The 11,649-nt window shown below is 61.5% G+C and carries 10 protein-coding genes and 1 pseudogene; 4 read left to right on the top strand and 7 right to left on the bottom strand.

The annotated features are described in order from the left end of the window. Positions 1 to 6: 6 nt before the first annotated feature. Positions 7 to 1,500 (bottom strand): aldehyde dehydrogenase, encoded by a 1,494-nt coding sequence (locus CXQ91_RS21740; protein WP_104175955.1) that lies wholly within the window; start codon positions 1,498 to 1,500, stop codon positions 7 to 9. A gap of 156 nt (positions 1,501 to 1,656) precedes the next feature. On the opposite strand from CXQ91_RS21740, the gene CXQ91_RS21735 reads away from it, so the two are divergent. Further along, positions 1,657 to 3,465, top strand: coding sequence for a GAF domain-containing protein (locus CXQ91_RS21735; RefSeq protein ID WP_181039000.1), 1,809 nt, complete (start codon positions 1,657 to 1,659; stop codon positions 3,463 to 3,465). 464 nt (positions 3,466 to 3,929) lie between these two features. On the opposite strand, the pseudogene CXQ91_RS25495 reads toward CXQ91_RS21735, so the two are convergent. Beyond that, positions 3,930 to 4,010: pseudogene (locus CXQ91_RS25495) on the bottom strand (recombinase family protein); the annotation flags it as partial. Between the two features lie 1,063 nt (positions 4,011 to 5,073). On the opposite strand from CXQ91_RS25495, the gene CXQ91_RS21725 reads away from it, so the two are divergent. Further along, positions 5,074 to 5,220 carry a lmo0937 family membrane protein gene (locus CXQ91_RS21725; protein WP_104175952.1) on the top strand — a complete coding sequence of 49 codons (147 nt, stop codon included), beginning with the start codon at positions 5,074 to 5,076 and terminating at the stop codon, positions 5,218 to 5,220. A gap of 624 nt (positions 5,221 to 5,844) precedes the next feature. Here CXQ91_RS21725 and CXQ91_RS24910 read toward each other — a convergent pair. Further along, positions 5,845 to 6,027: a hypothetical protein gene (locus tag CXQ91_RS24910; protein WP_181038999.1), complete on the bottom strand. Its 183-nt coding sequence runs from the start codon at positions 6,025 to 6,027 to the stop codon at positions 5,845 to 5,847. A gap of 270 nt (positions 6,028 to 6,297) precedes the next feature. Beyond that, on the bottom strand, positions 6,298 to 7,245 hold the full coding sequence (locus CXQ91_RS21715; RefSeq protein ID WP_104175951.1) for a DUF6454 family protein: 948 nt from the start codon (positions 7,243 to 7,245) through the stop codon (positions 6,298 to 6,300). A gap of 501 nt (positions 7,246 to 7,746) precedes the next feature. Here CXQ91_RS21715 and CXQ91_RS21710 point away from each other — a divergent pair. Together CXQ91_RS21710 and CXQ91_RS21705 are read left to right on the top strand one after the other, a co-directional pair. Continuing rightward, on the top strand, positions 7,747 to 8,022 hold the full coding sequence (locus CXQ91_RS21710) for a helix-turn-helix domain-containing protein (RefSeq protein ID WP_181038998.1): 276 nt from the start codon (positions 7,747 to 7,749) through the stop codon (positions 8,020 to 8,022). Positions 8,023 to 8,031: 9 nt separating this feature from the next. Beyond that, a complete protein-coding gene (locus tag CXQ91_RS21705) occupies positions 8,032 to 8,286 on the top strand; it encodes a helix-turn-helix domain-containing protein (RefSeq protein ID WP_104175949.1) in 255 nt (84 codons plus the stop codon). A gap of 605 nt (positions 8,287 to 8,891) precedes the next feature. Here the strand turns inward: CXQ91_RS21705 and CXQ91_RS21700 are convergent. From CXQ91_RS21700 to CXQ91_RS21690, 3 genes are all read right to left on the bottom strand, one after another. Continuing rightward, complete coding sequence (locus CXQ91_RS21700; RefSeq protein ID WP_181039003.1) at positions 8,892 to 9,461, bottom strand: adenylate kinase; 570 nt, start codon at positions 9,459 to 9,461, stop codon at positions 8,892 to 8,894. 440 nt (positions 9,462 to 9,901) lie between these two features. Then, positions 9,902 to 11,302: a Re/Si-specific NAD(P)(+) transhydrogenase subunit beta gene (gene pntB, locus CXQ91_RS21695; protein ID WP_104175947.1), complete on the bottom strand. Its 1,401-nt coding sequence runs from the start codon at positions 11,300 to 11,302 to the stop codon at positions 9,902 to 9,904. Beyond that, positions 11,299 to 11,598: a hypothetical protein gene (locus tag CXQ91_RS21690; RefSeq protein WP_308471425.1), complete on the bottom strand. Its 300-nt coding sequence runs from the start codon at positions 11,596 to 11,598 to the stop codon at positions 11,299 to 11,301. The genes pntB and CXQ91_RS21690 overlap by 4 nt, the downstream gene beginning before the upstream one ends. Positions 11,599 to 11,649: the final 51 nt, after the last annotated feature.

Raw genomic sequence — 11,649 nt, 5'->3', positions numbered from 1 at the left:
GGTGACTCAGTTGAGTCGCTCGGGGGCGTTGGTCCCGTACCAGTCGACGTCATAGTCGGCGATGCGGACCACGATCGTTTTTATCCAGGTGAAGTCGTCAAAGGACTCTGTCCCGGCGTCCTTTCCAGTTCCGGATTCCTTAATGCCGCCCCAAGGCAGCGACGGTTCAAGACGGTGATGATCATTGACCCAGACCATGCCCGACTCAATGGATGCCGCGACACGATGGCCGCGGGCCAGGTCGCGGGTCCAGACAGCGGCACCTAAGCCGAAGCGGTTGTCGTTGGCCATTTCAATGGCTTCCGCTTCTGTGTCGAAGGGGACAACGACAGCGACAGGGCCGAAGATTTCCTCTTGGGCGACGCGCATCGAGTTGGATGCGTCAGCGAAAACTGTGGGCTGCAGGAAGAACCCATCGCGAAGATCGTCCGGCAGGTCCGGAATGCCGCCTCCTGCGGCGAGCCGGGCACCCTCCTGCTGACCGATTTCTATGTAGTCAAGAACTTTGCGGCGTTGCAGGTCGCTGATCATCGGCCCGATTTGAGTTTCGGGCTGAGCGGGATCACCAATTCTGATTGCATTTGCCCTCGCGACCAATGCGGAGACAAACTCGTCGTACCGTTCCCGCTGTACAAGGAAACGTGCGCCGGCGACACACGACTGCCCGGACGCAACAAACGCGGCGAAGGCAGCTCCCTCGGCCGCAGCCTTCGGGTCGTAATCGCCAAATACTATTACCGGGGTCTTGCCACCTAGTTCAGCTGTAATGCGTGCGAATCGCGCCGCCGTGGTTACGGCAGCGGACCGCCCAGCCTCGGTACCGCCCGTCAGCGTAATTTTGGCCACGTCAGGGTGTTCGGTTAGTCCGATCCCGGCTTCCCGACCCCCCGTCACAACATTGACCACTCCTTCCGGGACGCCAGCATCCGTGATGATACGGGCGATCGCAAGGGTGGTGAGTGGGGTGAGCTCGGAGGGTTTGATGACGACAGTGTTTCCCGTTGCCAAAGCAGCGGAAAGGCTTCTGGCGAGGATCAGCGCAGGGTGGTTGAAGGGGGTGATTATCCCGCAGACTCCAAGGGGAGTCCGCTTCTGGTAGGTCAGGTAAGGTCCGTCGCTCGGAAGGACAGCTTCCCGTTGGGCAGCGAGCAAGGCCGCGTTATAGCGGAACCATTCCGGCACCCGAGACAGCTGCGCCCTGGTCTCAGTGATTGGACGGCCGTTATTTTGTGTCTCAAGTGTGAACAAGGACTCGCTGGCTACTTCGAGGGCGTCCGCCGCTCGGAGCAGTACCTTCGCTCGCTCCGTCCGGCTCATACGCGGCCACGGACCAGATTCGAAAGCTGTCCTAGCAGCGGTCACGGCCTTGTCGACATCGACTCGACCCCCGTCAGGTACCGTGGCGATCGCTCGGCCTGTCGCCGGATTTGAGATGGTCAAAGATGCACCACTGTCGGCGGAAACATCCTTGCCGTCGATAAACATAAAGTGCTCAGTCATGTTTCTCTCGTTTCATGGTCTTCAGCAGCTCTGCTGCCATGTATTCGGGGAAGATCACTACCAGTATGCGATTCAGATCACGTCACGAATATGTCTCTCCGAACATACTTATTACCTCTTAGTGTTTTTTCCGACACTCATCGGTACAGTGTGACCATGAGGGAATCGATGAGCAGCGCAAGCAATGAGGGCTCGCTCGAGGTCAGGCGATGGCTGGACAGCGTTCGTATCATCACTCAGACCGTTGCAACAGGGAAGCCGCTCATAGAGGTACTCAACCTCATTGCTGAGACAGCTGGGTCCCTGATGGGCTACGAGTTTTGCGGCGTACTTTTACCCGACGCCTCTGGCCGAAAGCTCACCATTGAGGGATCGAGCGGACTTTCTGTGGAATACATCGATCACGTCAATGCAGATCACCCGGTTCTCCTCCAGCAGGATGTTTCCGCCGAAGCCCCCTCGAGTACGGCGTTTCGAACTGGAAGGCCTGTCGCTATCGCCGATATCCAGGCCAACCTGCAGTTTGCGCCCTGGGGAGGAGTTGCAAAGGAGCAGGGATACCGCTCGATGATCTCTGTCCCCTTGATGGAGTCCCAGGACACCGTTATTGGCACATTGAACTGTTACCGCGCTGGTGTTCACGAGTTCGGGCGCCAAGAAATAGCGTTACTCGCAGTCCTCGCCGACCACGCTGCTATCGCACTCACCACCGCCCGGCTGCGGTCCGCCGAAGCTGCACGGCTGGAGGAACTTGTTCTCCTAAACCGAGAACTTCAACTCCAGCGTGACCTGCTGCAGAAGTCCGAGGACATCCACCAAAAGCTGACGGAAATTGCCCTTAGGGGAGCTGGTGTCCCCGGCATTGCCACCGCCCTCTCGATTTTGATTTCACGGGCCATCCTGATTGAAGACATGCAGGGAACCATGATCGGATCTTCAAATCCTGCCGCTAAATTTCCCGACGATCGAACCAGGGCTGACAAGCGTGAGGATGAAACCAGCGAATTCTTGAGGCACCCAGTGTTGCTTGATGAAAACGAGGTTGCTCGAATCTGGATTGCAAGCGGGCCTGAACCATTGACAGCGATCGATGGCCGCGCCGTCGAACATGCAGCAGTGGTCACATCGCTCGAAATCCTACGAATACGTACAGCTGAAGAGGCGCAGTGGAGACTCCAAGGTGAAGTCCTCAATGATCTTCTAAGTGGGGAGCCCTCTGCGATGACGAAGTTAGTAGCCCGTGCAGACAGGCTCGGGCACGATTTGACCGTCGAACACTTTATGGTCGGTGTTTCTCTGGCGCATGTAGGGCAAAGCGACCTGGATGCTGGCCTCCAACAAGCCCTCCGCAGAATCAACGCATGGACTGAACAGATGAGGCCGCGTCCCTTATCCGCGGTGCACCACGATCGGATTGTCGTTCTTGTTCCTGCCTCTATTGTTCATTCGATGTCGGAGGTGGATCTGGCCGAGAGAATCCGCAAACTCGCCGCTTCACGTCGTCCCGATGCCGTCGCGACAGCAGTTTCACTTGGGCCCTGTCGAGAACTGAATGTTTACACTCGGTCCTACCGTTCTGTAGCTGGCGCCCTGGACATGCTCGCACTCACGGGGCGGTCCGATGTGTCGGTCACGCTGGCCGAGCTTGGCCTTGTAGGTTTACTGCTGCAGCTCGACGACGCCAATCAGTTGCTTCAGTATGCAGACCGCACGCTCGGGCCGGTGCGGGCCCACGACTGCTCGCGAAAAACTGAGCTGGTCCAAACCCTTCGAACCTACTTTTCAACCGGGCTAGTTAGTGCTGACACCGCTCGCCTTCTGCAGGTACACCCGAACACAGTTAAACAGCGCCTTAGACGCATCCAGACTCTGACCAATAAAGATCTCGCCCACCCCAATGACACTATGGAGCTGGCGGTTGCGCTAACGGTCGGCGACGTTGCTCAGGCAAGCCCTGACCGTTGAGGAGACGTAGTTGCTGCTTCTTATGGGCAAGGCAACCGAGTGCATGCCCTTGAAGGTCCACTCCGGCGCCCGGGGGTGATAGTCGCAGCAGAGGCGGGCGCAGAAAGGATGTATCTGATGACATGAGGGGCAGCCAGTCCCGGCAGCAAGACGGATTCAGTACCCGTCTTGTCATCGAACCGACACCGGGCTCAAGGCCTCCGGACCGGAGAACAGTGACCGGAGCGTCGGTGCCCGGCTGATCGGCATGGATCCCACGATCGCCGGCATCAACCTCCACGTCGTGGCCGACTGGGCCTAAGGTTCCGGAGAAGATGCTCGCCTCTTCCGCCCGCACCGCTCACACCCCAGTTATCAATCCATGCGGTCGCCCTGCCGTCGAGGGCGGATTCACCCCCGATGAGGCCGCCGGCACGTTGACGTGCCCACACAACCATCGCCGCACCGGCTGCCGCGCCAGGGCCCCTAATAATTGCCCGTTCCAATTCGGCGCTCATCACCGACAGCATGAGGTTGGCCATGGGGGAGTCCTCGCCGGTGAAGGCGCGCTGAGTCCTTGACGCACTAAATGCGCACACCAGGACGCAGCGCGTTTCGTGCCTCGTTCCCGCCCACTTCACGTGTCAGGCCTCGCGGCGTCCCGTCGGCGCCGCGAGACCACGGATAGTCCAAACCCTTAACCCTATTCGGTAGCACGCTGGGGTTGAAACGAACGGTCTGGGTTCCAGAAGAAGAGCGGCACGTGACCGCGTACAGCCCGTCAGGTCGCCCGTTGTAAGTGATCTCGACGCCGAAAGTGAAAGAAGTCCGGCACATGGCCGCGGGCACTATCAGTCCCTTTAGGCCACAGCACAGCAAACGGCTGGGACGCGATCCTGACAACGTCCCCGTCATAGTCGGCAAGCACCAGGAAATCTTTCTCTGGTGCGTATGGTCGGGCGACCATTCCCGACCTCGATTCCAGTCGTCGTCCTGCTCACGCCCCCACAGGGAATCCTCGGGGTGATCCCTCGTGGGGTGCGCGGTGCTGGCACGCCGGAGCGGCGAAACAGCCCCGCCGATGGCCGCACAGAGTATGTCGAGTATGTCCCCTGGCAGTTCCGGGCGCCTCAGGGGCCAATGAACAAGTCCCGCCCGGTTGTCCACCGGAAACCACCGGCGTGTCCGCTCAGCCGGGAGTGTCGGCGTGGACGTTGTGCTGCTGCGGCCTGGCGACCTCGTATAGCTTGGCCAATAGTGCAGGCGTTGTCTGCACAATTACGTGAAGCAACGGCGCCTCCATGGTCCAGCGGGAGCCGGCTGTTTCATCGCACCGGGCCGAGCAGGCCCGGCAATTAAGTCACCCAGGCACTTGTGGCGGTGGGGACTGTGGCTGACGGGGCCCATACAGGTTTGCCGCGGTGACAGTGGCGGAAGTCATGGTCCGCTGGCCCACTACGCAAGACAGGCTTGGGTCATGGGAGGAATGTCAAAGCTGCCGCGTAAGCTTCCGGTGGCCGACAGGATAGTCCCATGTTTCTTGGCGTTTAACCATTTCCAGTTACCCGTTCCTGGAATAGGTTGATACATACCACACGACTTTCGCGGTGGGAATCAAAGGAGACTCTCATGTTGCTCTGGATAGCAATTGTTATCGCAGTTCTCTGGCTTCTCGGCCTGCTCGGCAACATCGGCGGCGGTTTAATTCACCTACTTTTGGTAATCGCCGTGGTCGTCTTGGTCATCCACTTCATTCGCGGCAGGTCGCGCGTATAAATACATAGCCCTGTTCCTGCCACTGCGGGAAGGCGCGGTGGGACATGCTGCGTGTTCTCAGCTACGGATTTACAGGTCGCCTCACCCGCTAGCCCGTGAGGCCGGCCCAAGTGTCACCGGCAGCGAGGTGACCTTTCCAGCCGCGTCGTTGAGCCTGGCCTGGTCATCGTCTTGCTCGAGTCGACTGCATGGGGCGCTGAAGTCGGCAATAGAGGGGGTGTGCACAATGTGCACACCTTGGGCTTCGGATCCAGCCGTACATCGGCCGGACTGGCTACGACTGGCGATGTTTCCGGGGGAGGCCAGTGTTTGCAGGGGTGGGAATGCAGTTCGAGTCCCACCTTGGGCACGTTTTCCCATGTCAGGGGCCCTTTTTGGGCCTCTGACGTGGTGGACGGGGTACACGCTTGTCCGAGAAGATCGCTTTGACGGGTGTCGGTCACGCCGTGTTTGTCGGTAGCCTTTCTTGTGGCCGGTTCCTCCCGTGCGTCGGGGCTTTCCGCTGTCTTAATGCTTCATGGGAGCGTCCGGCCGGGACGACATGACCGGGCAGGTTCCGGGGGAGCGGTGCACGGCTGAGCGATCGTTTTCTTCATACCCATTCATTTCGCTCGGGTGGGATGGCTACATGACATAGCCGCCGAAGTGTTCGGGTGTCATCCGATTGATTGTGCGAACGACCTGGGCCAGGTTGTTGCGCTGGCCCGTAGTGTCGAGCAGGGTCTGCTCGGCGACGGATTGTTCGTCGAGGAGTATTCCGGGATCCATTCCTGGGTCGCGTGCCCGACCCGCTACACCGTAATCCATTCCCGTGGGGTCGCAATCCTGTTCGAGGACCCCGGCCAGTGGATGCCATCGCCTTCCATCACGACATCCTGGGCGCCGACGACCGGAAAAGCTAATTCACTCTTCCCGTATGGCGGCGTCTGTCAGGTTTGCGCATTCCACTGCCGTTGCTCATGGGGAAGCCCCTGAGGGGCAGCACTAGGTGTCAAAAGCGCTGCCCCTCAGGCTGCCTTCCTACGGACAGGGACCAAGAGCCCGGTCCCCTCACGCGGGCCACGGATTCTTTACGGCTCATGGGCGGGCTTCGAACACGAAGAGTTCGGTTCCAGCGACTTCTTCGCCGTCGTCCGGGGCGGCGAACAGGCGCAGCACGCCGCCGTCAGATTCGAGGGCAACCGGGTTGCGGGTCATCGAGTGCCCGGCGGTGGAGAATTTCTGGAACGGGACCTCGTGGACAATCGTTTCATCTGTGAGGTCGGTCAGGGCGAGGCCGCCGAGCTCGAACGGGTTACCGTCAGCAGTCTTGAGGCCGGTAACACCCGAGCAGAGCTGGTGCCCGGCTCCGGCGTACTCGCAGTCCTGGTAGTCGACGAAATGACTCGGGTTGGCCTGCGTCCCCAGGAGCCTGCCTTGGTCATTCCAGGTGAACAGCTTGCGGGAACCCCAGCTGACGCCGCTGATTCGGTTGGTCTTGCGGTCGGCGACAACACCGCCAACGTGGTCCGCCTGACGGAACTGCTCCGTGACCTCGTAGGTGTCTGGATCGATTGTGTAGACGATGGAGCTGCTGTTGGGCCGGTACTCGGCCACGGGAACCCAGACCTTCTCGCCGTCGAAGTCCGTGCCGCCCGGGTGGTAGATCGTGTCCTCACCCAGACGAATGTCTTTCAGCAGCTTTCCCTGCCGGTCGATGACGAAGACGTGGCCGCGGCCCTTGCCGGTACTGCGGTCGTAGCCGTCGACGGGCGAGGGGTAGCGCACGGTCGGTTCGAGGATCTCGACGCTGCTGAGGAAGATTTTGTCGCCGACCAGCGACATGCCCTGCGGGTGGAAGGCCGGGAAGTCCAGCTTGAGTTTCTGGACCTGGTCCCACTGGGTGTTGCGATCCACCTTAGTGAAGGCCTTTGCTTCTGCCGTCAGGCCCTTGGGGGTTTGCCCGTTGGTGGCCACAGCGGAGGTTCCGGCTGTCAGGGTGGCCGCGGCGACTGCTGCGATGGCCAGGACGCGCTTCATCTTCATGTCTGCTCCAGGTGCGTGATAGTGGAGCCCGGTGGCCGGGCCCGATCAAACTTAGGCGCCCGGGATGGCAAGACAGACAACGGCAGGTGTCGAGAGGGTGAAGCAAGCGACCCGGGCCGGGGACACCCCAGCAATCGTCGGCGCCGCGCTGTACCGTGTCGTTGAACGGGACTGCCACTTCTCCTAGGGAAAAATGGCCCACGCGACCCGGTGCCGCTGACCGGCAGCGGCGGCCTGTTGACCATCCGCCGGCCGCCGCCGCACACAGAGTGGGCCGGCTCCCTCCTGGCATAGATCGAAGATTGCGACCCCCACGAGCTGGGCGCACTCGACGGCGTCACCCTCAGGCCATCGACTCTCAGCGTCGACATCGAGGCGGTCCTGAACGCCGTCATTGCGTCCCGTGCCGCCACCCCGGCTTGCTGCACAGCCGGAAACATGGCCGCTCGAAGAAGCTGTATGACCAGAGCCGCGGGCGACACGGGACCTAAGGTTGGTCGCATGGCCACTCACGCTGAACAATTGGAAGAATCCCTCGCAATGCAGATCAGGGTCGAACTTACTGAGCGCGGGATGACCCAGAAGGACCTCGCCGAAAAGGCGGGCATTACCCGCTCGACCCTGAACCACTACACCAAGGGGCACCGCAGCATCCCAATGCCGACCCTCTTCAAATTTGCAGAAGTCCTCTCTGTTGCCCCTTCAGTCCTGTTGGAGCGGGCAAGCGACCCCGTCGCTGAACTTGCTGAGCAGGACGCTTCGACGGGGAACGGATAACCTTCCTCAGTGGGAAACTTCGGAAAAGACGCTCAATCGGCCATAGCAGTCCAGATCAAGGCAGAAATGGCCGCCAAAGACTGGAGGCAGTCTGATCTGGCTGCAGCCGTCGGCATGCCGACCAGCACGCTGCACCGCTACTTGTCCGGGGTCCGCGACATTCCGCTTCCTGTCTTCGCCGAGATCGCCCGCTCACTAGGACTGTCCATAGTTGAAGTGATGGACCGTGCACAGCGGCGCCTTGACGGCAACAACGCCCAGTAGCTCGTAGCTTGGAGCTCGGCGCACGCTCGGGCCGCACACAGCAGGGCCTGACCAATTCACGACAGCCCGAAGGCGTCCCCGTTGGGGGCCAGTTCGCCTCCACTTCCCAGGGCCAACCCCGCCTGATCCTGACCGCCCAGGGGGTTCCGACCTCCCTCGCCCTTTCCGAGGTCACCCGGATGCACTACCAATACATGGTCGAGGCTGAAGTTCTGATGGTTCACGCTTTACCCGGCATCGTTTCTCCCGGGACCAACCACGTTGATCCGCGGGCCTGGCAGCCTACGATTTACACCTTCCGTCACTACTTCGGCATTGGAGCCGAGCACGGTTCAGGCCAACGAGCGATACCGCAGGGAGTTCGAGCACAGTCCTCGCCGGATAGCCTGCCATGTGCGGCTCAGGCCGTTGGGATACCATGATCGCCCCGGGTGTCAGTGCACCTCGTTGTAGCCCGACGTTATTGCCAGAGTGCAGACCCGATAGGGAAGTCCTCGCGGGCAAGCATCGAGTCTGAGTTCCAAAGGCCGTGGCTCGAGCCGAACCTTGCAACACGGCATCGGCGCCCAAACCTTTTATAAGCCTCGAAGCAGCATCTTCCTTGTTCAGGCGGTCTGGAACACTTTGATGGCCTGCATGACATGGTCGGTGACCTCGTCGATGCCGCCGACGCCGTCCACCTGGGTCAGGATCCCGCGCTCGGCGTACTTAGCCACCACGGCCTCGGTCTGCTCGTGGTACAGGTTTAGCCGATGGCGGATGACGGCCTCGTTGTCGTCGCTGCGGCCGGTCTCCTTTGCACGGCCCAGCAGACGTCCAACGAGTTCCTCGTCGTCAGCGGTCAGCTGCAGGACCACGTCGAGCTGCTGGCCGCCGTGGGCCAGAATCTCGTCCAGGTAATCTACCTGCGCTGTAGTGCGGGGGTAACCGTCCAGCAGGAAGCCGTCCTCGACTTCGCTCTCGCCGAGGCGGTCGCGGACCATCTTGTTCGTCACGCTGTCAGGAACAAAGTCCCCCGCGTCCATGTACTTCTTCGCTTCAACCCCGAGCAGCGTTTCACCCTTGACGTTCGCGCGGAAGATGTCGCCGGTGGAGATCGCAATTACGCCGAGGCGCTCCGAGATGCGTTCCGCCTGCGTACCCTTGCCGGAACCCGGAGGTCCGATAATCAACATTCTGGTCATCGCAATAGCCCTTCGTAGTGACGCTGCTGTAGCTGCGCGCTAATTTTGCTGGATGGTTGGGAAGCCGGGATTCAGGCTGGCCGTTCTCACGATTGGCGCATCCTGAAGGATTGTTCATGGGAGGGGAAAGAAGTTCAGTGGGGGATGGGACCGCACCAAGGCGAGGAGCTTGGGCTCCTCGCCAGCGCTTCTTTGCTGTGACGAGGAAGAGACTGCGGCCAGGCCGCGCGAGACTGGTGCGGACGGATCAGGTGTTACTTGGTGATGGAGTTGCAGTGTTTGACGTACCCAACGGCAGGCCGGTAAGCCTTGGCTTCTTCCGTCGGCCTTTTCGCAGAGATGAGGAGAACGACCGTGTCTCCGGCGGGGAAGGCGCCTCCTGATGCGTCCCTGACCAAACTGACCGAAACAAAACATCAGGAGGCCTTCACTCAGAACGCGCGGAGGATGTCCTCGACGTGTTGTTTGGCGTCGCCGAAGAGCATTTGGGAGTTGTCGCGGAAGAACAGGGGGTTCTGTACGCCGGCGTAGCCGGCGGCCATGGAGCGTTTGAACACCACGACGTTCTCGGCTTCCCAGACCCTTATTACGGGCATGCCAGCGATGGGGCTGGACGGGTCTTCGGCCGAGGCGGGGTTGACGGTGTCGTTGGCCCCGATCACGAGGACGACGGAGGTCCCGCCGAGGTCTTCGTTGATTTCGTCCATCTCGAGGACGATGTCGTAGGGAACTTTGGCTTCGGCGAGGAGCACGTTCATGTGCCCTGGCAGGCGCCCGGCAACGGGGTGGATGCCGAACCGGACGTTCACGCCGCGTTCGCGGAGCTGGTGGGCGAGTTCGGCGACGGGGTACTGGGCCTGGGCGACGGCCATGCCGTAGCCGGGGGTGATGACAACGCTGGAGGCGTTGGTCAGCATCTCGGCGGTTGCCTGGGCGGTGATTTCGCGGTGCCCACCATGGTCAACGTCGGCTGCGGCGGGGGCGGTGATGCCGAAGCCGCCGGCGATCACGGAGATGAAGGACCGGTTCATGGCCTTGCACATGATGTAGGACAGGTAGGCACCCGAGGAGCCGACCAGTGCGCCGGTGATGATGAGCAGGTCATTGTTCAGGAGGAAGCCCGCTGCGGCGGCGGCCCAGCCGGAGTAGCTGTTGAGCATGGAGACAACTACCGGCATGTCCCCGCCGCCGATGGAGGCGACCAGGTGCCAGCCCAGCCCCAGGGCCAGGACGGTGACAACGATCAGCAGCCACAGCTGGGAGTCATTGACGTACCAGACGGTCAGGGCGACGAACGCGGCGAGGGCGCCGAGGTTGATCGCGTTCTTCCCCGGCAGCATCAGGGGTGAGGACTTCATCCGGGCCGAGAGTTTCAGAAACGCCACGATGGAGCCGGTGAAGGTCACCGCGCCGATGAAGACGCCGATGAACACCTCGGCATGATGGACAGCCATCAGGTCCGGGGACAGGGCGGGGGCTTCGAGGTGGCCGTTCCAGCCGACGAGGACGGCGGCGAGGCCAACGAAGCTGTGCAGCAGGGCGATGAGTTCGGGCATGCCCGTCATTTCCACCACGCGGGCGCGCCAGAGCCCGATGGCCCCGCCCACGATCACCGCGGCCACGAGCAGGACCAGTCCGGTCAGGCCGTGCCCGGTGCCCCAGGCACCTTGGAGGGTCAGCCAGATGGTGGCCGCCAGCGCGATCACCATCCCGGCGATCCCGTAAATGACCCCGGCCCGGGCCCTCTCGTGCTTGCTCAGCCCGGCAAGGCTGAGGATGAACAGCAGGGCCGCGACGATGTAGGCCGCCCCCGCGATGGAATCGGCGGTCAAAGGACCTGAGCCGGGCTCAGCGACCCGATCAGCGTGGCGCCGTCGGCCAAGCGTCCGATCTCCTCCTCAGTGGGCGGATTAACCCTCAGCACCACGTCACTACCCCACGCCTCGTCGGCACCCACAATCAGCGCACCCGCGGCCTCGTAGGCGTCGTCGCGGAACGACGCGGCCTCCCCCGCACCCTTCTCGACCACAACCTCGTAGCCCAACTCCAACAACTTCCCCACGGTGACAGGCGTCGCCGCCACCCTTGTCTCCTGGCCCAACTCGGCCACGATGCCAATGCGATTCACTTCTTCTCCTCATGCAGTTTCTAGGGAATTCCCGGTCCCACCTCACAGTCC

This window comes from Arthrobacter sp. Y81, assembly GCF_002929335.1.
Taxonomy (GTDB): domain Bacteria; phylum Actinomycetota; class Actinomycetes; order Actinomycetales; family Micrococcaceae; genus Arthrobacter.
This window is presented reverse-complemented; position numbering and strand designations above follow the sequence as displayed.

Excerpts from the sequence above, each read along its gene's own strand:
- CXQ91_RS21740 (WP_104175955.1), bottom strand. The coding sequence starts at position 1,500 with ATGACTGAGCACTTTATGTTTATCGACGGCAAGGATGTTTCCGCCGAC.
- CXQ91_RS21700 (WP_181039003.1), bottom strand. The coding sequence starts at position 9,461 with ATGTTGATTATCGGACCTCCGGGTTCCGGCAAGGGTACGCAGGCGGAA.
- CXQ91_RS21725 (WP_104175952.1), top strand. The coding sequence starts at position 5,074 with ATGTTGCTCTGGATAGCAATTGTTATCGCAGTTCTCTGGCTTCTCGGC.
- CXQ91_RS24910 (WP_181038999.1), bottom strand. The coding sequence starts at position 6,027 with ATGGATTACGGTGTAGCGGGTCGGGCACGCGACCCAGGAATGGATCCC.
- CXQ91_RS21715 (WP_104175951.1), bottom strand. The coding sequence starts at position 7,245 with ATGAAGATGAAGCGCGTCCTGGCCATCGCAGCAGTCGCCGCGGCCACC.
- CXQ91_RS21710 (WP_181038998.1), top strand. The coding sequence starts at position 7,747 with ATGGCCACTCACGCTGAACAATTGGAAGAATCCCTCGCAATGCAGATC.
- CXQ91_RS21735 (WP_181039000.1), top strand. The coding sequence starts at position 1,657 with ATGAGGGAATCGATGAGCAGCGCAAGCAATGAGGGCTCGCTCGAGGTC.